Annotated in this window: 17 protein-coding genes; 15 read left to right on the top strand and 2 right to left on the bottom strand. The window is 30.4% G+C overall.

Features of this window, described 5'->3' with window-relative positions; translation table 11 throughout:
- The 7 genes from RH82_RS12165 to RH82_RS12135 all read left to right on the top strand — a co-directional run bounded on the left by RH82_RS12165 (position 1) and on the right by RH82_RS12135 (position 11,571).
- Positions 1 to 1,470: an ATP-binding protein gene (locus tag RH82_RS12165; RefSeq protein ID WP_034061201.1), complete on the top strand. Its 1,470-nt coding sequence runs from the start codon at positions 1 to 3 to the stop codon at positions 1,468 to 1,470.
- A complete protein-coding gene (locus tag RH82_RS12160; protein WP_034061090.1) occupies positions 1,467 to 4,289 on the top strand; it encodes a Z1 domain-containing protein in 2,823 nt (940 codons plus the stop codon). The genes RH82_RS12165 and RH82_RS12160 overlap by 4 nt, the downstream gene beginning before the upstream one ends.
- A gap of 3 nt (positions 4,290 to 4,292) precedes the next feature.
- Positions 4,293 to 5,273 carry a PD-(D/E)XK motif protein gene (locus tag RH82_RS12155; protein WP_034061088.1) on the top strand — a complete coding sequence of 327 codons (981 nt, stop codon included), beginning with the start codon at positions 4,293 to 4,295 and terminating at the stop codon, positions 5,271 to 5,273.
- The gene (locus RH82_RS12150) at positions 5,266 to 7,653 is read left to right on the top strand and encodes an AIPR family protein (protein ID WP_034061086.1); all 2,388 of its coding nucleotides are present in this window, start codon (positions 5,266 to 5,268) and stop codon (positions 7,651 to 7,653) included. Before RH82_RS12155 ends, RH82_RS12150 begins: the two co-directional genes overlap by 8 nt.
- 228 nt (positions 7,654 to 7,881) lie before the next feature.
- Positions 7,882 to 8,091, top strand: coding sequence for a hypothetical protein (locus tag RH82_RS12145; RefSeq protein ID WP_034061084.1), 210 nt, complete (start codon positions 7,882 to 7,884; stop codon positions 8,089 to 8,091).
- Between the two features lie 132 nt (positions 8,092 to 8,223).
- Positions 8,224 to 9,264 (top strand): Fic family protein, encoded by a 1,041-nt coding sequence (locus tag RH82_RS12140; protein ID WP_034061082.1) that lies wholly within the window; start codon positions 8,224 to 8,226, stop codon positions 9,262 to 9,264.
- 36 nt (positions 9,265 to 9,300) lie between these two features.
- Positions 9,301 to 11,571, top strand: coding sequence for an aminotransferase class III-fold pyridoxal phosphate-dependent enzyme (locus RH82_RS12135; RefSeq protein ID WP_034061080.1), 2,271 nt, complete (start codon positions 9,301 to 9,303; stop codon positions 11,569 to 11,571).
- 59 nt (positions 11,572 to 11,630) lie between these two features.
- Here RH82_RS12135 and RH82_RS18860 read toward each other — a convergent pair whose 3' ends face one another.
- Complete coding sequence (locus tag RH82_RS18860) at positions 11,631 to 11,732, bottom strand: type II toxin-antitoxin system ParD family antitoxin (RefSeq protein ID WP_241148057.1); 102 nt, start codon at positions 11,730 to 11,732, stop codon at positions 11,631 to 11,633.
- Positions 11,733 to 11,797: 65 nt separating this feature from the next.
- Between RH82_RS18860 and RH82_RS12130 the strand changes: the two genes are divergently transcribed.
- Positions 11,798 to 12,760 carry a Fic family protein gene (locus RH82_RS12130; protein ID WP_034061078.1) on the top strand — a complete coding sequence of 321 codons (963 nt, stop codon included), beginning with the start codon at positions 11,798 to 11,800 and terminating at the stop codon, positions 12,758 to 12,760.
- Positions 12,761 to 12,783: 23 nt separating this feature from the next.
- Here RH82_RS12130 and RH82_RS12125 read toward each other — a convergent pair whose 3' ends face one another.
- Positions 12,784 to 13,851 (bottom strand): methyltransferase, encoded by a 1,068-nt coding sequence (locus tag RH82_RS12125; RefSeq protein ID WP_034061076.1) that lies wholly within the window; start codon positions 13,849 to 13,851, stop codon positions 12,784 to 12,786.
- 492 nt (positions 13,852 to 14,343) lie between these two features.
- Between RH82_RS12125 and RH82_RS12120 the strand changes: the two genes are divergently transcribed.
- Genes RH82_RS12120 through RH82_RS12090 form a run of 7 tightly spaced genes read left to right on the top strand, consistent with a single transcriptional unit; the run spans position 14,344 to position 21,805 of the window.
- Positions 14,344 to 15,234: a hypothetical protein gene (locus RH82_RS12120; RefSeq protein WP_034061074.1), complete on the top strand. Its 891-nt coding sequence runs from the start codon at positions 14,344 to 14,346 to the stop codon at positions 15,232 to 15,234.
- 2 nt (positions 15,235 to 15,236) lie between these two features.
- Positions 15,237 to 16,691, top strand: coding sequence for a B12-binding domain-containing radical SAM protein (locus tag RH82_RS12115; RefSeq protein WP_034061072.1), 1,455 nt, complete (start codon positions 15,237 to 15,239; stop codon positions 16,689 to 16,691).
- Positions 16,684 to 17,466 carry a class I SAM-dependent methyltransferase gene (locus RH82_RS12110; RefSeq protein ID WP_034061070.1) on the top strand — a complete coding sequence of 261 codons (783 nt, stop codon included), beginning with the start codon at positions 16,684 to 16,686 and terminating at the stop codon, positions 17,464 to 17,466. Before RH82_RS12115 ends, RH82_RS12110 begins: the two co-directional genes overlap by 8 nt.
- Positions 17,463 to 18,845, top strand: a complete 1,383-nt coding sequence (locus tag RH82_RS12105; protein ID WP_034061068.1) for a B12-binding domain-containing radical SAM protein — start codon at positions 17,463 to 17,465, stop codon at positions 18,843 to 18,845. Before RH82_RS12110 ends, RH82_RS12105 begins: the two co-directional genes overlap by 4 nt.
- The gene (locus tag RH82_RS12100; protein WP_034061066.1) at positions 18,845 to 19,597 is read left to right on the top strand and encodes a class I SAM-dependent methyltransferase; all 753 of its coding nucleotides are present in this window, start codon (positions 18,845 to 18,847) and stop codon (positions 19,595 to 19,597) included. The genes RH82_RS12105 and RH82_RS12100 overlap by 1 nt, the downstream gene beginning before the upstream one ends.
- Positions 19,598 to 19,602: 5 nt before the next feature.
- Complete coding sequence (locus RH82_RS12095; RefSeq protein WP_034061064.1) at positions 19,603 to 20,694, top strand: SGNH/GDSL hydrolase family protein; 1,092 nt, start codon at positions 19,603 to 19,605, stop codon at positions 20,692 to 20,694.
- On the top strand, positions 20,687 to 21,805 hold the full coding sequence (locus RH82_RS12090; protein ID WP_034061062.1) for an SGNH/GDSL hydrolase family protein: 1,119 nt from the start codon (positions 20,687 to 20,689) through the stop codon (positions 21,803 to 21,805). The genes RH82_RS12095 and RH82_RS12090 overlap by 8 nt, the downstream gene beginning before the upstream one ends.
- The last annotated feature ends 5 nt before the right edge of the window (positions 21,806 to 21,810 follow it).

Here is a 21,810-nt window from a genome sequence, read left to right as displayed (position 1 = left end):
ATGCATCAATATAAAGCAGAGAACGCACAACCTAACCCAAAATCTACAATTAACTCGTATAGAAGTTTTGGTTATAATTTATCTACAGCTATAGCTGATATAATAGATAATAGTATTTCTGCAAATGCTACAAAAATTGATATTGACTATACTTGGATAGGTAAAGAATCTTATATCTCAATTATTGATAATGGCAATGGCATGAATCTGGAAGAGTTAATTCAAGCGATGACACCAGGAAGTAAGGATCCAGACGAAATTAGAAATGAAAATGATTTAGGAAGATTCGGAATGGGATTAAAAACCGCTTCGTTTTCTCAGTGTAAAAGGCTAACAGTTATAACAAAAAAATTAGGTTATAAAACTATAAAAAGATGCTGGGATATCGATTTTATAAATGAAGTTGAGGAATGGGTATTATTAGACTACATATCAGATTCGAAGTTTCTTAAATTAATAGATAAATATGAGTCTGGAACTATTGTTCTCTGGGAAAATCTTGATAGAATAGTCGGCAATGCTCAAAAGGATAATGAAACAGTAAAAAATGCTTTTTACCAAGAAATGTCTACAGTAAAAGAACATCTAAGCCTAGTTTTTCATAGATTTTTAGAGAATAATAAAATTCAACTCACATCAAATACTTACCCTATAGAGCCATGGAATCCATTTCTATACAACTTAACTACAAAGCCCGAAATGGGTTTACCTGCTAAAATAGGAGGTAATGTTGATGTAACATATTACATACTACCACACATGTCTAGAATTAGCCCTGAAGAATATGAGAAATCTGGAGGACCTCTAGGCTGGTTTAACCAACAAGGATTTTATATATATAGAGGAGACAGATTATTAGTTTCTGGAGATTGGCTTGGTTTAGAGAAAAAAAGAGACTATTCAAAATTAGCAAGAATAGCTGTTAATTTTCCAAACACAGGTGATTTTGCCTGGAATTTAGATATAAAAAAGTCAACAGCAACACCACCAATAGAAGTAAGAAGAGAACTAGCAAGAATTGCTAAAGCTGCTATAAAAAAATCTGCTAAAGTTTATAATTGGAGAGGCCAAAAATCTATTTCAGATAATCAAAAAAGTACTAGTATTGAAATGCTTTGGAACGATGAAACCAATAGAGAAGGAATTAAAAAATATAAGATTAATAGAAAACACCCAATAATTAAACAAGCACTTGAATTAGAAGGGGCAAAAAAAATAGTCTCTAAAACTCTAAAATTAATAGAAAACAATATTCCACTAGAGCTAATCTTATACAATCAAAATGAAGACCCATCACATCATGAATTAGAGAAAATTTCTGAAACACCAAGTGATGAATTAATTAAATTAGCTATTGATTTATATAAAATAAATATTTCTAATGGTATCCCAGAGTCTTTAGCTAGACAACAAATAATGAACTCTGTGCCTTTTAATCTTTTTCCATTAATAAACGACTATTTGAAATGAGTAAAATCGACGAAACAGCAAGACTGTTTGCACATACATTAATAGAACACGAAAAGGAAAAAGGAGAAATCACTGAAGAGGTAATTCAATCTGTTATAGATAGATTACTGATTATGAATATTGTGCCTGGTCAAAACATAAATAAAGAAGATTTATTTGAAGTTTTAATGTCGGATTTAAGCATAGGACAAGGCTCAATTACTTCTATGACAGATGATATTGAACCTTGGTTAAATAATGAAAAAGCTAATATTGATTTTGAATTATGGAAAAGATATAAACTTTATTTAGAAAAGAATGATCCGTCTTTTCCAACTGCTTCTTTAGATGATTTTACAGACAAAATTCTTGATAAATGTGTAAACCCTAAACAGGAAGGTTCTTGGGATAGAAGAGGAATGGTGGTTGGACATGTTCAGTCTGGGAAAACATCAAATTATGTTGGTTTAATAAATAAAGCCACAGATGCAGGCTATAAATTAATAATTGTTATTGCTGGAACTATTAGTTCTTTAAGGAGACAAACCCAAGAAAGAATAGACGCGGGCTATATTGGTAGAGATAGCTCTGCTTACTTAAGAAACAAAAGAGAAAACAGAATAAAAGGGGTTGGTAAATACAAAGTTGAAAAAGACATATATCCATTAACTTCATCTTATTATCTTAAAGGTGATGAAGGCGATTTTAGTACTAAACAATTACACAACTCTAATATACCTATAGGTAAGAACCCTGTTGTTTTCGTTATAAAAAAGAACAAGACTATTCTTGAAAATTTGATTGATTGGCTAGCTCATAATGAAAACATAAAGACAGTTGAAGGCCGAAAAAAATTAATGAATGTACCTGCTCTTATTATTGATGATGAATCAGATTACGCCTCTGTAAACACAACAAAAGACATTAACGAGGTTAAAACAATTAATAAATTAATACGAGTTTTACTTAATCTATTTAACCAAAATACTTTCATAGGATATACAGCCACACCTTATGCAAATCTATTTATATCTCAAGAGTATAATGATGAACTTACTACTTATGTAAAAGGTAAAGAATATTATATAGGTAACGACTTATTTCCTCAGCATTTCATCTTAAATATTAAGGCTGCAAAAAATTACATTGGTGCATCAAAACTATTTGGTCTTGAAGACCCTATTACAGGAGAAAGTAATGAGCCATTAGATATTTTTAGACCTATTTATAGTGAAGAATATAATCCACCACTTTTTGAAAAAATTAATCAGCACAATAAAGATGATTTACCAGAATATCTACCTAATAGCCTACAGACAGCAATTAAGTCTTATATATTAACTTGTGCTATTAGAAGATTACGCGGTCATGAAAAAAAACATAATTCCATGCTAATACATGTTGCTTTATATGTAAAATGGATTGACAAAGTTGCCTTGCTTGTAAATGAATTAATAAAAGAATTTATAAATAAAGTTGAAGCAAACGACAGTGAGTTTATAAGTAGCTTAAAACATTTATTCCAATCTGATTTTGTACCAACGACTAATAATGTACTAGATCGTTTAGATTATAAAGACAATAGAATTATAATACACGAATGGGAAGATGTAAAAAAGGAAATTAGACCAGCAATTAAAAAATTTGATATAAGAGCAGTTCATGGTACAACATCATTATCTAAATTAGATTACCATAATATTTCGAATATTGATTATGATAGATACGAGAATGGATTATCAGTAATAGCTATTGGTGGAGGTAAACTATCAAGAGGAATAACACTTGAAGGTCTTTCTGTGAGTTATTATTTAAGAACAACAAAAATGTACGACTCTCTTATGCAAATGGGAAGATGGTTTGGTTATAGACCTGGTTATGTAGATTTATGCAGGTTGTATACAAATGAAAGAATATTCAATTGGTTTAATCATATAACAATGGCAACAGAGGAAATGAGAAATGATTTTGACATTATGAGTTCTCAGAATTTAAAGCCTACTGATTTTAAGCTAAAAGTAAGAAATCATCATGGACTATTAGCTGTTACTAGTGTATCAAAACTTCATTGGTCTACAAATATTCAAATATCTTTTTCAGGTACAAATCTTCAAACTTATTTGTTAAATAAGGACTTTGATTCAATTAAAAACAACTTCACTTTATTACAAAACTTAATTAAAAGACTAGATAATCCGATCAAAACACTTAAAAGAGATAAATTAAGATATTTATCATATAACAATGTCGATACTGAATATTTAACTCACTTTATTAGAGACTTTAAAATAAACATACCTGCAATAAATAGTCAAGTAATAACAGAATATATTAATGCTCAAAAATCAATAAGCAGTATTAAAGAATGGAATATATGTTTAGTGTCAAATACCGATAAAAAAGTATGGATATATGATGACCCTGAACAGAAAGTGAATAAAAACAGAGTTGATGCTATGAATTATGAAGTTGAAATCAAGGGTAAATCAACTCAAATGACTTGCAGTGTTAGAAATCAAACAGAGAAAAATCAACTTTATAAAATCACAAAAAATCAAATTGATGATTTAATTGATAGGCAGGTAGATTTAGAAAAGAAAGGACATAAAACCAATAAAGACATTAAAGCTCGCAGAGCTATCGAAAAAAAGGGGTTGTTATTAATCTATGCTTTAGACGAAAGAGGCACGAAAAATTTAAAAAACGACATACCTATTATCGGTTATAGTATTCATTTCCCTAAAATTGAGAATGAACAAAAAACATCTTATACAGCTACTGTATTTGATGATTTTGATGAAGAGGTTATGCAAGATGATGACAACCCAGAAAACTATTAAATTATGTTAGATTTAAAATCCATCTGGGCACTTCAAAAACCCTCTAAAGATGAATTAATTATAAAAACAAAAATTGATGTAGTACCACAATTTGATTGTTATGCTGCAACTAATCATATTACAGGCAATCATTTATACATAATGTCACTTTCAAGTCACGCTATTATTCCTGAATTTAAAAATTTTAAATTTAAGGGTGTTCAAATAGAAGTGTTTGATTTAAAAGAAAGCAAAGAATTGAATATCTATTTGATTGACAATGAACTAAAAGGTATATTTAGTTTGTTTATTGAAAACATTATTGAAGAAATAATTGATTCTACAACAGAGAATGAAGCAATTACAAAAACCTCTAATGTTATTCAAAAATGGAAAAAACTATTCGACAAATTAAATACTCAAGGTTTATCAATTGAACAGCAAAAAGGCTTACTAGGTGAACTTATATTTATTGATGAACTTATAGATAATAAATTTAATCCAGATTATGTTTTAAACGGCTGGACAGGTCCAGATTTTGAGGATAAAGACTTTACTTTTGGCTCTACTTGTTTTGAAATAAAATTTACATCTTCAAAATTACCTAGAATAAAAATTACAAGTGAAAGACAATTGGATACACTCAATATCGATAATTTGTTTTTGTATTGCTTTGCTTGTGAAAACCTTAAAGAAAAAGGTATTTCGCTTAATTCAGTTGTTAATTCAATACGCAAAAAAATCAACAGTAATTCTACAACTTTAAAATTCTTTAATGAGAGGTTAGAATCTGCTGGCTTTTTTGAAGATGACGCAGAAAACTACAATGTTGAATATGGCATTAAAACTAGGTCTATTTATGAGGTTAATGAATCTTTTCCAAAACTAACAAATAGTAATCTTCCTAACGGGATATATAATACTTCATACTATATAGAAAATTCTGCTATTGAAGATTTTAGAGCCGACTATGACACAATAATAAATGAGTTAAAAAATGAATAGAGCATTATCGAATTATATAGAAGAAGTAAAATCTGAAGTTGCAGCCTTAGTGTATTCTGATGGTGAAGGTTATAGTTTTGAAGATAAATTCACTGAATATTGTATAGAAGTATTAGAAGCAATAGAAAAAACAGAAGGAGCTAGAGTTCTTCCTTTTGTGCATCCTAATTCAAAAGGCGGAATAGACTGGAAAATTAATGGATATTGCTTAAAAGACGCTTATAAAGATGATAGTAATAAAAATTATTTTGAGACATTAGAGCTATTTGTTACTTATTATAATCATGACACTTATGATTACAACATACCCACACCCGAATTTACTAAAACTATAAATCAGATAAAACGATTTTTGAATGGAGCCCTTAAAAGACAAATAGATTATATAGATGCTTCTAATGATGAACTAGTAGAATTATTAAAAATTATTGGAAAGCAAAATCTTTTATTTGACAGAATTAATATTTATTTATTGTTGAATGGTAACTCAAATCAGAAAGTAGAAAAAGTAAAATTAAAAGGAATTGCTGAAAACCTTAGCATTAATCTTCATGTATGGGATATAAATCGTTTTTTTAAAATAAATGAGACAAATAGTAATAGAGAGCCTATTGAGATTAATTTTTCTGATTTTTTAGACAACAACCAAGAAGGTATTCAGTGTTTAAAAGTCCCTAATATTGATGAATTATATGATTGTTATTTGGCAATAATACCAGGTTATGTATTAGCAAATCTTTATAAAGAATTTTCTAATGAATTATTAGAAAGTAATGTTAGAGCTTTTCTGGGACAAGCAGGTAAATTTAATAAAGGAATTCGGGATACAATAAGAGAAAAACCACAGATGTTTTTACCATATAACAATGGTATTACCGCAACAGCAAATGAAGTTGAAACTACAATAGTAAATAACCAACTATATGTTACAAGGTTAAGTGATTTTCAAATTGTTAATGGAGGACAAACAACAGCATCATTATACCACACTCAAAAAAAATATAAAGATGCAGATTTGAAAAATATATCTGTTCAAATGAAATTGACAGTTATAAAGGATATCGATTTGAAAAACATTGAAGTCCCTAATATTGCGAGATATGCCAACAGTCAAAATAAAGTTACAGAATTAGATTTATCATCAAACAACCCTTACTTCGTCCAGATTGAAAGTTTATCTAGAAAAAAATATGTTACCAATCCAGAAAACCGAAACCAATCAGTTTTATGGTATTTTGAAAGAGTTAAAGGACAATATAGGGAAGCTGTAAACAAACTAACGCCCTCTCTTCAAAAGAGGTTTAAAGAGCAGAATCCTACAAAATTAAAGTTTGTAAAATCTGAAATTGCTAAGTACATAAATCTCTGGGAATTAAAACCATTCATGGTCTCAAGAGGATCTCAAAAAAACTTTCTTGATTTTATTAAAAACACAAACGAGTTAGTTAAAAAAAATAAAATGCCCGGTGAAAATTTTTATAAAAAACTTATTGCTAATGCAATTATTTTTAAAACCGTAGATAAACTTTTTGGAAGAAAGAATGTTGATGCTATTGGTGACACTAACTTAAAATCTTATTCTGTTGCTTATACAGTAGCGTACTATCACTATCTAACAAAAAACAGAACAGACCTATGGAAAATCTACTCTGAACAAAAACTTGATGACTCTGTTATTAATCTATTTAAAGAATTATTGGTTTTTGTATATAATCATTTAACAAGAAATGCTGTAAATACGCTTATTTCGGAATACGCTAAAAAAGAATTGTCTTGGAAAAAATTACAAGAAGATAATTATAATCTTGACTTTAATGTTCTTAATAATTATCTAATATCTGAAGAAGAAGCTATTACAAGAACAAAGGAAAAAGAAGTTGTTGAAAATGATACTGAAAACATTTTATTTACAATAAGTGAAATAAAAAAAATGGGTATTAAATTCTGGGATGGTCTAAAACACTACATAAATGATACTCCTATAGAAGGTTTAGATTATTATGAACTTTTTGACTTAGTTAAAAGAATTAAAGAAAATAGAAATTTAAATTCAAAAGATTTTCATGTTGGAAAAAAGGGATTACTATTTATTACTAATAATCCTGAAAAACTAGATGCAATAAAAAAATTATCAAATTTAAAAGAAAAGGAAGTAATTGAAATAAAACCCATTTACGATAGATTAAAGCTACTTTCAACTGATGATTGGAAAAAAATCATAGCACTAGGTGAACAAACCAAATCATTTGAATATAAAGAGCTCTCTAATATTAAGTATGTAAGTTCTAAAATTTTGAAAAAAAATTCTGTAAAAGAAGGAGCGTTAATAAAAAGTTTTGAATCTATTAAAAAACTAAAAAAATTCGGAATAAAAATTTAGCTTAAAATTATTCATGAATCTATAATTCTAAAACCAAATTCATATACAAAAGTTTCAAAGAGATAATTATTGAAGAAAATAGTCAATCTGAAATTCGAACAATTGGAGAGTTTGTAAAGGTTTTAGATAAATAAAAATTAGCCTACTAAATCAAACTATTTTTCATCTAACCCTATTATCGTACAACATCAATTATTTCCCTAAATTAGCATCAGCAAAACCCACCACATGCTAAACACCATCAACTCTTGGTTTAATTTTGAAATCGTCGCACTTAAAAAGCTCAACGGTTACGAGAACATAAATTATCTACTAAAAACCGATAGTGCTAAATTCATTTTTAAGAAGTATACGTATTCAGAAGCTATGCTCGCTATAATTGAAGCAGAGATTTCTGTATTAAAGGCCTTAGATAAACCTAAATCGATTTCTAACTAAAATACTTTCTTTATCAAAAAATAAGCTATAAAAACTACTTGTAGCTCATTTTTTATAAAATTGTAGCTCATTTTACACCTTTTTGAGCTACATTTACAATACTAATGAGCTACAAATTACAATCAATTGGTTATGTTAAGCAGTAGAGAATCAAAATTATTGGAGTATATAAGAAAAAACCCAATGCAATCGTCTAAAGAGATACATGATGGTTTGCAACTTACAATTGGGTATGCTACTACAAAAAGAAGCTTGACTGTACTTATTAATAAAGGATTAATTACAATTGAAGGCCAAGGAAAAGGCACTAAATATAAAACAGAAAGCAATGTTAATCTTTTAAATACTATCAATCCAGATTCGTATTTTGAAACTGAAATTGATGATAGAGACATTAATAACCAATTTAATTTCAAGCTCATTTCTCAAGATCTTAAAACGTTACCACTTTTTACAACAAACGAAATTAAAAAACTACACGCATTACAAAATACGTATCTCAAAAAAAGCAGCCAATTATCTTATTCAGGATACCAAAAAGAATTAGAACGTTTAGCTATTGATTTAAGTTGGAAATCCTCTCAGATTGAAGGTAATACTTATACTTTATTGGAAACGGAATTGCTTTTAAAAGAGCAACAAACTGCACAAGGAAAAACCCGGGATGATGCAACGATGCTTCTAAACCATAAAACAGCACTAGATTTTATTTTTGAGCATCCAGATTACCTAGAACCACTCACTAAGTTAAGACTAGAAGATATTCACAGTTTACTAATAAAAGAATTGGGTGTTGAAACACATATTAGAAATAGTCGTGTTGGCATTTCTGGTACAAACTATAAACCTTTAGACAATGCCTTTCAAATTACTGAGGCTATTGAAGCGATGTGCAAATTGATACAAACTAAACAGTCTGTTTTCGAAAAAGCGTTTTTGGCTTTACTACTAATATCTTACATCCAACCTTTTGAAGATGGTAATAAACGTACAGCGAGAATTGTGAGTAATGCTATTTTAATTAATAACAACTATTGCCCAATTTCATTTAGAACTGTGGACTCTATTGATTATAAAAAAGCCATGCTCATTTTCTATGAACAAAATAATATTTCTGCAATGAAGTCTATTTTCATTAATCAATTTGAATTTGCGGTTGATACTTATTTCTAATTTTCCACTAATTTATTACTAGCAAAAACCCACCACATGCTAAACACCATTAAATCTTGGTTTAATTTTGAAATCCTAGAGCTTAAAAAACTCAACGGTTACGAGAACATAAATTATCTACTAAAAACCGATAGCGCTAAATTCATTTTTAAGACATACGCGTATTCAGAAGATATGCTCGCTATAATTGAAGCTGAGATTTCTGTATTAAATGCCTTAGAAAACGAGAACATGTTTCCAAAACCCATCGCTTTTAAAGATGGTGGTTTTCTTAAAATAGCAGAACTAAACACTACTAAAACCATCTGTCGCGTACTCTCTTTTTTAGAGGGTGATTTTTTAGGCGATATTACACACACACCAAGTTTAATTACATCTATAGGGACTTTTGCAGCACAGTTAGATCTTCAGCTTTTAAAATTGAATAACTATGTTTTAAAAGCAAGACAATGGGAATGGGATTTACAATACCTAAACCTTAATAAAAAATATATTTATGCTATTGAAGAGGCTAGCGACAGACACTTGGTGTCTTATTTCTTTCAGCAATTCGATTTGCATGTTTCGCCAATACTTCCTGAATTACGAAAATCTATAATCCAAAACGATGTTAACGAATGGAATACCTTAGTTAAAAACAATACGGTTTCTGGACTTATAGACTTTGGCGATTTAGCACATTCACCTTTAATTAACGAATTGGCTATTGCCATAGCTTATGCATGTTATGATAAAGATAACCCTTTAGAATGGGCCATTTATTTAATAAAAGGCTATCATGAGGTGCTTCCTCTAGAAGAAAAAGAATTAGATATTTTATACTACCTCATCGCTGGTCGTTTGTGTACAAGTTTATGTAATGCGGCACATTCCAAAAAAGTAAATCCTGAAAACAGTTATGCTTCCAGTAGCGAAAAAAACGCATTAAAAATGCTTCATCTATGGATAAAAATAAATCCAATACATGCAAAAAACGATTTTTATAAGGCTGCAGGTTTTAAGATTACAACGCCTAAACCGATAACCCAATTAATAGCAAAACGTCATGAGTTTACGAGTGAAATAGTATCGTTAAGTTACGATAACCCTATTTACATGATAGGATCTGCGTTTCAATACATGTACGATGGTTATGGTAATACGTTTTTGGATGCCTATAATAACATTCCGCATATTGGTCATGCACATCCTGAAATTACAAAAATAGCATCGCAACACATTGGAACATTAAATACGAATACTAGATATGTATGTGATGCCTATTCAGAATATGCCGAAGCCTTATTATCAAAATTTCCAGAGGCATTAGACACCGTATTCTTTGTGAATTCTGGTAGTGCTGCAAGCGATTTAGCAATACGGCTTGCCAATACACATACCAAGCAAAATACCATAATGGTTATGGAACATGGCTATCATGGAAATACGCAAATGGCTTTAGATATTAGCCATTATAAGTATAATAACAAAAAAGGGCAAGGCGAAAAAAACAACATTATTAAAACCATAATTCCAGATACTTATAGAGGACAATACACAACTAATGATGGTAGTGCCGGAAAAGCCTATGCCAAAGATGCGATGGTACAAATTGAGAATAGCAGCTCTAAAATTTCAGCTTTTATTACAGAACCTATAGTGGGTTGTGGTGGGCAAGTGCCTTTAGCAAAAGGCTATTTAAAAGCATTGTATCCAGCCATTAGAAAGCAAGGTGGTGTTTGTATAAGCGACGAAGTACAAACTGGTTTTGGACGTTTAGGAGACCATTTTTGGGGCTTTGAAGCACAAGATGTTATTCCGGATATTGTAATCTTAGGAAAACCTATTGCAAATGGACATCCCATGGGAGCCGTTGTAACTACTAAAGCAATAGCAGATTCGTTTGGTAAAGGTGTGGAGTTTTTTAGCTCTTTTGGTGGTAATCCTGTGTCTTGTAAAATAGCGTTAACGGTTTTACAAGACATTGAAACTAGCCAATTACAGCAAAATGCTAAAGTGGTTGGTGATTATTATCAAGCGCTTTTTAATAAACTAAAAGAAAAATATAAGTGTATTGGTGATGTTCGTGGCTCTGGATTATTTATTGGTGTAGAAATAGTGAAGGAAAACAGCATAGAGCCAAATACCGCATTAGCAAAATACATTAAAAATGAATTGCGAGACCGTTTTATTCTTATCAGTACAGATGGTCCTTTTGATAGTGTGATTAAAACAAAACCGCCTTTGTGTTTTACTAAAGAGAATGCGAAATTAGTTGTGGATACGGTTGAAGCTGTATTGGATGCGTATTATAGAAATGAAGCTTAGTCTGTCTAGGTTTGTTTTTACCTTACTTTTTGAACATGTAACTTATTTAAATTTTCTTTTTAATTGAAATTTTCGACAAACCCACTTTCCTCGCCAACTTCAAGCGCTTTAATTAGTGCTTCAAAATAATCTCCTAAAGATATTGATGTGTTTTTTCCCATTTTGATACAAATTTACTCAAATATACGAAATTACACTACCTTTGATACTATCAAATGATACTATCATGCAAAAACCACCTTACGAGATCACTTATGATATTCTGAAATTAATTACTTCTATTTCAGAGAAAATTGGTGCTATTAATGCAAACTATATAAACAAACCTTCTCCTACTCTAAGAAAACAGAATAGAATAAAAACGATTCATTCTTCACTAAAAATAGAAGGCAACACGTTAAGTGAAGCGAAAATAAAGGCCTTGCTAGAAAACAAAAAAGTGATTGGTCCTAAAAAAGATGTTGAAGAAGTATTAAATGCAATTGCTGTTTATGATAGCTTAGAGCATTACAAACCAAACAGCGAAGTGTCTTTTTTAAAAGCACATAACATCTTAATGAAAGGTTTGGTTAACAAACCTGGAACTTATAGAAACGAAAGTGTTGGTATTGCTAAAAACAACACAGTAGAACATATTGCACCTCCTTTTGAGAATGTACCCTTTTTAATGAAAAACCTTTTCGATTATTTAAAAAATGATGACGAGATTACGTTAATAAAATGTTGTGTGTTTCATTATGAATTGGAGTTTATTCATCCGTTTATAGATGGTAATGGTAGAATGGGACGTTTGTGGCAAACCATAATCCTCATGGATAAATATCCAGTTTTTGCCTATTTACCTTTTGAAACTTCTATTAGTAAAAATCAAGAAAGCTATTACAATGTTTTAGGCGCATGCGATAAATTGGGCAACTCGACCAAATTTATTGAATACATGTTAGGGATAATAAATACGTCCATAGATACTTTACTAGACTTTAATAATAAAATTTTTAGTAATGAAGATAGATTACGGCATTTTTTATCTCTAGATAAAAAGGCTTTTTCGAGAAAAGATTATATGAACGTTTTTAAAGATATTTCTTCTGCAACTGCAAGTCGTGACTTAAAAAAAGGGATAGAAATGAACCATTTTAAAAAGACCGGAGAAAAGAACAAAACCATGTATTTACCTTCAGAAAAATAAGTTAAACTTTAATGTGTTTTATTCTAAGCATGAACCAATTCCCAAAGTTCTACTTCTTCAGTAGCGCGCCAATTAGGATCGCGTTTTGTTTTATCTGAAGCTGCTTTTACTGGTTTCTTTAAACAGTTCTCTAATTTAAAACGTCCGCCTTCCGCTAGTTCCTTTTCTATAGGATGCACTTCTGTAGCCTCTGTTATTTGTGCCATATTAGAGAATATAATAACAAGTTTACCTTCTGGCAACAATCGCTTTTTAGCGTCTGTAAAAAATTCTGAAAATAGATTTTCATTATAATAAATAGCTTCGTCATTTTTATCTAAATCATGAGAAGCAGGCAACCAAGGTGGATTAAAAACAATGAGTTCGGTTTGCTTGTCCCACTTACCAAAAAGAGAGGCGAAATCGAGTTCTATTTTCCGTGACATTTTTGTGTCTCCCATAGATTCTGTTAGTCCAACAATAGCATTTGGGTTTGTATCTGTGCCAAAAACCTTTTGGAAACCATGTTTTACCATTTGAAAAGCCAATACGCCACTTCCAATACCCACATCTATTGCAGATTTCTTAGGTCCTGAATAACGTTTTAGCCAATTATCAAACAAAATTAAATGATCGAAACGCGTTGGAAAATACACACCATAATAGGGATGAATTTTATTTCTTAATACAGGTAATGTAATCCCGTTTTGGTGCCATTGCCACGCACTATTAAGTCCTTGCACTTTAGTAAAAGGTAATAAGAAACTATCGTTTTCTGGATAGAGCTTTGCCAACCAACCAATAGATGGTGCTTTTTTTACGATTAATTTATGGTCTACAATTTCTATATAAATAAGCTTGGACAGCTCTTTATATGCTAAACGATACTCACGCTGCTCTTTAAAAGTATCGTTAGGAAACTTGTTTTTAAGATGTCTATGCAACGCTTTAAGTAAATCTAAACCATTACTATAAAATTCTGTTATCATTACAGGTTTTCCAGCTTCTAAACCTTTAATCGTACGATTAATATTTATCGAGCGATTAAATTGTGGTAACGGCTGTTCTGGTAAAAAAGGTTCTGGTTTGTTTATAATTATATCAGAAATCATGGTTTGTATTGCGTTAAAATCGAATTGCAAAGTAATACTATTAGCAAGACGTATTATTAAAATAATTAGTAGTATTTACTTACTAGTAATCAGGCATTAAGTTGGACAATAGTGATTAAATTAATCAAACTAAAGGCTTAAATAAAAGGCCCTATACTTCGCTTATGTAACATGAAAAAAATTAATATCAACATGTAAATAATACGAGCCCAAAGGTAATTGTTTAAAACCCATTATAAATGGTAAATTGAATTGTTTTAATTAGAAAATTACACAAAAAACTCAATACACAAAGCTAATAACCAAAGCTTAAGACAGAATATTCTTAAACTTAAAAATTGGCTCGTGCTTATTTTTGTTAATGACAAAGCTCTATAAGCAACAAATACCATTAACTAAGCTACATTTTAAGGCCAAAAAGTTTTGTAGGGCTTATAACATTAATACTATTCTGTTTTGTAACTTTGAAAGATAATAACTGTTATTAACCATTTGGAAGCGCTAAACCCCATACTCTACTTTTCTATCTTTAATTACCCATTAACAAAAGAAGAAATATATTTATATTCTAAACTTGAGGATTCCTCTGGCTTAGACACAGATTTAGAGACATTAATAAACCTAAAAGCAATAGAAAAAACTGAAGGTTTTCACTTATATAATGCTAAAAATGGTGCTGTTGCTAAACGCAAATATGGAAATAAAAAAGCAGAAGAGATGCTGCCAAAGGCATTAAAACGCGGACGTTTTATCTCTAGATTCCCTTATATAGAAAGCGTCAGTATTTCTGGAGCTTTATCTAAAGGTTACTACGATGATGATGGTGATTTCGATTTCTTTCTTATTACAAAACCAAATAGATTATGGGTGTCAAGAACACTGCTTATTTTATATAAAAAACTGTTTTTAGGAAACTCTAAAAAATACTTCTGTGTAAATTATTTCATTAGTAGTGATACTTTAGAAATTTCAGAACAAAATCTATTTACAGCCACAGAGCTTTTAACTTTAATTCCTGCGAGTGGCAAATCTGTTTTTAATGAGTTCCTTGCTACAAACCTATGGGCAACAGAATATTTACCAAACTTAAAAGTTGATACCTCAACCATAAAAGAGGTGAAACCATTTTATATTTCTAAAATTGCAGAGCGTATTTTTAATACAAAAATTGGAACTTGGACTGATAACACTTTTAGAAAACTTACGGTTAAACGTTGGACTTCAAAATTTAGCTCCTTAGAGAAAAAAGAGTTTGAAATAGCTTTAAAATCTACTAAATCGGTTAGTAAACATCACCCTCAAAATTTTCAAAAGAAAGTTATTGATGCCTTCAATTTAAAAAAGGAAACCTTCGATAAAAAGTATAATTCAATACATAAATAAATATGGTTGATATTGTATTTTCACATTCCTACTTTTATAAATTCGATAAAAAACAATGGGATAACAAAACGCCATTTCCGCCATTAGGCACACTTTATGCTGCTGCATATTTAAGAGAAAACGGACATAGTGTGGCTCTTTTTGATACCAATTTGGTAGACAACCCAGAAACTATTACTCCTTTTCTAAAAGCCAAAAAGCCAAAATATTTTATAATCTACGATGATGGTTTTAATTATCTAACCAAAATGTGCCTAACGACCATGCGTGAAGCGGCTTTTAAGATGATGCATTTGGCAAAAGAAATGGGTTGTATTGTTATTACTAACAGTTCTGATTCTACAGACCATTACGAAAGTTACTTAGACAACGGTGCAGATTATATTATTAAAGGCGAAGGTGAAATTTCTTTAAACGAATTAATAAATACTTTAAATAATAACGAAAGTGTTAGTGAAATAAAGGGTCTCGTTTATAAAAATAAAACAGAGATTACAGAAAACCCCAAACGTACTGTTTTAAGAGATTTGGACGTCTTACCGTTTCCTGCTTGGGATTTAATAGCTATAAACGATTACAAAAATGTCTGGAAGCAAAGCGGAAAAACGTTTACAATAAATATTGCCACAACTCGTGGTTGCCCGTTTAAATGCAATTGGTGTGCTAAACCTATTTACGGTAATCGCTATAATTCGCATTCTCCAGAATACATTACAAAACATATTAAATATTTATCTGACACTTTTGATGTCAACCGTTTTTGGATGTGTGATGATATTTTTGGATTAAAACCAAATTGGGTTCAAGCGTTTAATAAACATTTAAAGGCAGAAAAGCTGAACATTTCATACTACATACAAAGTCGTGTAGATTTACTGCTAAAAGAAGATACCATTGATGCTTTAGCAGAAAGTGGCTTAGAAGAGGTTTGGGTTGGTGCCGAAAGTGGTTCTCAAGCCATTTTAGATGCGATGGATAAAGAAACCAAAGTAGAACAAATTTATGAAGCGACTAGGCTTTTAAAAAAGAAGGCTATTAAAGTCGCCTTTTTTATTCAGTTTGGCTATTTAAACGAAACTAAAGCCGATATTGATAAAACTATCGCAATGATAAAAGAATTGATACCAGATGACCTCGGCATATCTGTCTCTTATCCATTACCAGGAACAAAATTTTACGACAAAGTAAAAGATGATTTAATACTGAAGGCAAATTGGACAGATTCTGATGATTTAGCCATGATGTTTAACGGAACGTATAGCACTAAATTTTACAGAAAATTACAACGCTATGTTCATAAAGAGTACCGAAAAAGCCAAGGTTTTGCAAACACGAAATCTATTTTTAACGCTTCAATAAAAACAAATTGGAGAGCTATTGGCTTACTATTGTATTATATTCCTTCAGCGCTTATAGATAAATTGATGCTTAAAAAATTACAACACACTAATGATTAGTGATTTTGATAACGCAGCAGCAGACTACGACTCCTATTTTACAACGTCTAAAATTGGCTTAGCACAACGCGCTATTATATATAAAAACTTAGATGGGATTTTTAAATCCAAAAAAAGATTAGATATTTTAGAGCTCAATTGTGGCACAGGATATGACGCTATTGCATTTAAAAAATCGGGACATAACGTTATCGCAACAGATATTTCTGAAAAAATGATAGCTGTTGCCAAATCCAAACAGGATTCTAATACAATCACTTTTAAAACACAGGATATAAATAGTATTAAAGTTTCAACTTTCGATAAAAAATTTGATATTATTTTTTCAAATTTCGGAGGATTGAATTGCTTGTCTGCAGAAGAATTAGAGCAGTTTTTTAAAACTTCTGTATCTTTATTAAAACCAAACGGAAAAATAATAACAGTTATAATGCCAAAACAATGCCTTTGGGAACGCTTCTATTTTAGTTTAAAGGCCGACTTTAAAAAGGCAAAACGCAGGCAAACAAACCAAGCAGTATTAGCAAATTTAGAAGGTGTAAAAGTAAAAACTTGGTATTATAACCCAAAAGATATTATAGCATTAACTAAAAACAGTTTTACAATAAATAAAATAAAACCAGTAGGATTAGCTATTCCGCCGTCGTATCTTGAACATTCATTTTTAACGCGGTCGATTATCTTTAATATTTTAAAAAAAACAGACACTATTTTAACAGCTTCTCGTTATGCGAAATATGCTGATCACTTTTTAATAGAACTGAAACCTAAATGAGTATCGTTTTAACACATACCTACTTTTTAAACGAAGATGATAAGGAACAAAAAATAATGAAACCTTATGCACCTTTAGGATTACTATACATTTCCGGGTATTTAAACGAGCAGAACGTTGAAAATCATGTTTACGATTCCACCTTTTACTCTGCTAAAGAACAACTTGATTTTTTAGAAAAAACACAAGCAAAAGCAATCGCTATTTATGCCAATTTAATGACAAAAATTAATGTTGTTAAATTAATAAAAATACTAATAAGTGATAGTAAATATGGGTTCCCGAAAATAATTTTAGGTGGACCAGATGTTACTTATAATTTAGAAAACTACCTCAATACTGGCGCACACTTTATTGTCATTGGTGAAGGAGAACAAACAACTTTCGAACTTTATAAAGCGATAGTCAACAAAGCAGATTACAATGAAATTTCTGGTATTGCATTTTTAAAAGATAATACGGTTTTTAAAACGAAACCTAGAATAAAAATGAAGTCTTTAGAAGACTTACCATTACCCAATAGAGAAGCGATCCCAGTTGAAAAATATTTAGATACTTGGAAAACATTTCATGGTAAAAGCTCTATGACTATTAGTACACAACGTGGTTGCCCATACACCTGTAAATGGTGTAGTACGGCTGTTTACGGACAAAGTTATAGACGTAGACCAGCAAAGCAAGTTGCCGAAGAACTTAATCATCTTAAAAGTAATTACAATCCAGATACTATTTGGTTTGTTGACGATGTTTTTTCGGTAAGTCATAAATGGATTAAAGAATTTCATGCCGAAGTTTTAGAACAGAATGCCATTATTCCTTTTGAATGCATTACCAGAGCCGAACGTTTAAATGCAGAAATTCTTCAGCTTTTAAAAGAGGCTGGTTGTTACCGCATTTGGATTGGTGCAGAATCTGGTTCTCAAAAAATTATTGACGCCATGGATCGGCGTGTTGATGTAGATGTGGTAAAAAAAGCGATACAAGACACCAATGCTTTAGGTATGGAAACTGGTACTTTTATTATGGTTGGTTATCCCGGAGAAACTTTAAACGATATAAAAATTACAACCAAATATTTAAAAGACGCAGACCCAACACATTTTACGATTACCAAGGCATACCCAATAAAAGGAACCGCTCTATATAACGACATTGAAGATAAAATAACGATTAAACCAGACTGGGAAACCTCAACCGATCGTGATATTGATTTTAAACGAACCTATCCATCAGTATTTTACGATTACGCAATAAAATATATTGTAAATGAGGTTAATGCTAAGAAAGAATTAAAAAAAGAAAATAGAAGTTACTTCTCCTTTTTAAAAATGAAAACCAAAGGCTTTTTAGCGATGCAAATAATGAGTTTTAAAAAGTAATGGAGATTGATTATAGCACATACAACAACAAAAAAAATGTTTTTTATATTACTGAAAAAATAATAGATAGTAATAATTTATATCTAAAAGCACGGAAAAATGAAGGGAGAATTCTAACGGATAAAGAGGTTGGAATATTACCAAATTTGAATCGCTTTGAATGGCCTTTTAGAATACAATCCACACAACGTATTATTGATTATATCTCTAGAAAAAAAAGAGCTTTAGCTGTTTTAGATATTGGCTGCGGAAACGGTTGGTTTTCAAATAAAATAGCTAAAATACCAAACGTAAATAACGTTGTAGGTCTAGATATAAATAAAGAGGAGTTAGAACAAGCTGCTAGCGTTTTTAAATCAAAATATTTAAAATTTGTTTATGCAGATGTTTTTAAAACGTCTTCTGTTTTTGAAGCACAATTTGATATCATAACACTTAATGGAGTAGTACAATATTTTGAAAATTTTAGTGAACTTATAACATTATTACATTCTTTTTTAAAACCAAATGGAGAAATTCATATCATAGATAGTCCGTTTTATAAAACTTCAGAAATCAAAAACGCTAAAGAAAGTACAAAGAAATATTACACAAATCTAGGTGTTCCAGAAATGGCAAAACACTATCATGCACACGATAAAAATTTGGTTGCTAATTTTGATACATTATACACCTACAAAAGAAATATACTACATAAAATGTTAGGCAAAAAAGAGTCGCCATTTTCTTGGTATCGATTCATAAAAAAATAATCAAAATGTTAGGTAAAAAAATAATATACTACACTATTTCTAAAGTAATCATTCTTATTATAGTGGAATTTGCATTGTCATTATTTAATATTTTCCCGAATGATTATTATACCAACACACCAAATTTTACCAAAAAATATAGTAAAAATCCAAGTAAAATAGATGGATTTTCAGGAGCTTACGAAATTGCATTCGATGTTTTGGGTTCGCGTTCTGTTTCAGATTACTCAAAAGCTACTCATAAAATTGTCGCTATAGGCGGTAGTACGACAGTTTACTCTGCATTGAGTCAAGAAAAAACTTGGACAGCCTTACTTGATAAAAAATTAGGGGATTCTTATTGGGTAGGTAATTTTGCCAGAAGTGGAAATAGTAGTAACCATCATGTATTTCAATTTAAACATATTCTTGATAAACCTGAATTAAGAGACACAAAAATAGTATTAATGTTAGTTGGTGTAAATGATTGCCGAGGCTATTTAATCTCTCAAGATAAATATATGAACATGCCAGACCTAGCAGTTAAAAAAAGTGCTTTTGGGCATATTCCAAATTCTGAATTACCTTTTCTAAAAAGTCTAGACTTATATAAACTTGCAAAACTAGCAAAACAGAGAAGCCTCTTTTACACTCAGAATAGGAGACCTCTAGATTATTTAGAAAAGTTTGAGAGCCAGATAGAACCTAATACTAAACTTCCGGATTTAACCAAAGGTTTAGAGCATTATGAACATAATTTAAAAAAGATAATAAAAGAAGCTCAAGCAAGAAATATTACAATAATTTTTATTACACAGCCTACACTTTGGCAAAAAAACTTACCAGATAAACACAAAACCTTACTTGCAGCACGATCGCATTATAACAAAACACCCCTATATACAGGTGAAGCTTTAAATAAAATTATGACTGTTTTCAATAAACGATTAATGACCGTTTGTAATGAGTATAATATCCCTGTGATTGATTTACAATTACCAAAAAATCAAACTATATTTTATGACGATATGCACTTTAATGAATTTGGTGCCGAAGTGGTAGCAACAAAAGCCCATAACTTTTTAAAACTAAACAATAAAGTATCAACTGATGAATAAAAACCCGAAAAAAACCAAAAATATCTTTAAAAAACTAGCCATCTCTGGAATAGTAACTTTTATTGTTTTAATTCTCGCCGAAATTACGCTTTCAATGCTTCAAATTTTTCCAGATGATTATTACACAGGAACACCAAATTCTGGTTTTACATGGAAAATTAACTCGAATGAAATTACTGGAATTCATCAAGACTCTGAAGTATTATATGATGAATTAGGCGCAAGATCAATTTCAAATTATAAGGATGCATCACACAAAATTGTAGCTTTTGGCGGAAGTACAACCGCTTGTTTCGCATTAACACAATCAAAAACTTGGCCAGCACTATTAGAAAAAAAATTAGGTGACTCCTATTGGGTTGGGAATTTTGGAAGACCAGGAAACAGTAGTAATCATCATGTGTTACAGTTTGAACATATTTTAAAAAAGCCTGAGCTAAACGATGTAAAAACGGTTATAATTATGCAAGGTGTTAACGATTTTGTTGGGTATCTAATTTCTGCTGATAGATATGTAAATTCTCCTTATGAAAATTTAAAGCAAATTGCTTTTCAACATATTCCAGACGATTATCTTCCTTTTTATAAACAATTTACATTGCATAAATTAGCAAAAAGAGCAAAGAAAAATATCCTTTTCTATTTTAACCATAAAGACCATTTAACAAAAACGGTAATGGATATTAAAGCTCTAAAGAAGCAATCTAAAATTATTGAAGAATTGCCAGATTTAATAGCTGGCCTTAATCATTATGAAGCCAATATTAACGCACTTATAAAGCAAGCAAAGCAACAGAAAATCAAGCTCATTTTTGTAATGCAAGCTACCATGTGGAAGCCTGATTTAGAACAAAAATATGAAGATTTAATTGTAACAAGTGGGTTTCCAAATAACGAAGCTTTTTATAGTACAGAAGCCTTATATACTGGTATGGAAATTTTTAATGACCGTTTAAAAACGGTTTGCGATCAAAACAATATATCGTACATAGATTTAAAGCTTCCTAAAACTACAGCATCTTTTTACGACGATTTTCATTTTAACGAATCTGGAGCAGAATTAACTTCTAATCAGATTTCTCAATTTTTAAAAACGAAACTAAAACAGTAGATCTC

This window comes from Lacinutrix jangbogonensis (assembly GCF_000797445.1).
Lineage (GTDB): Bacteria > Bacteroidota > Bacteroidia > Flavobacteriales > Flavobacteriaceae > Lacinutrix > Lacinutrix jangbogonensis.
This window is presented reverse-complemented; position numbering and strand designations above follow the sequence as displayed.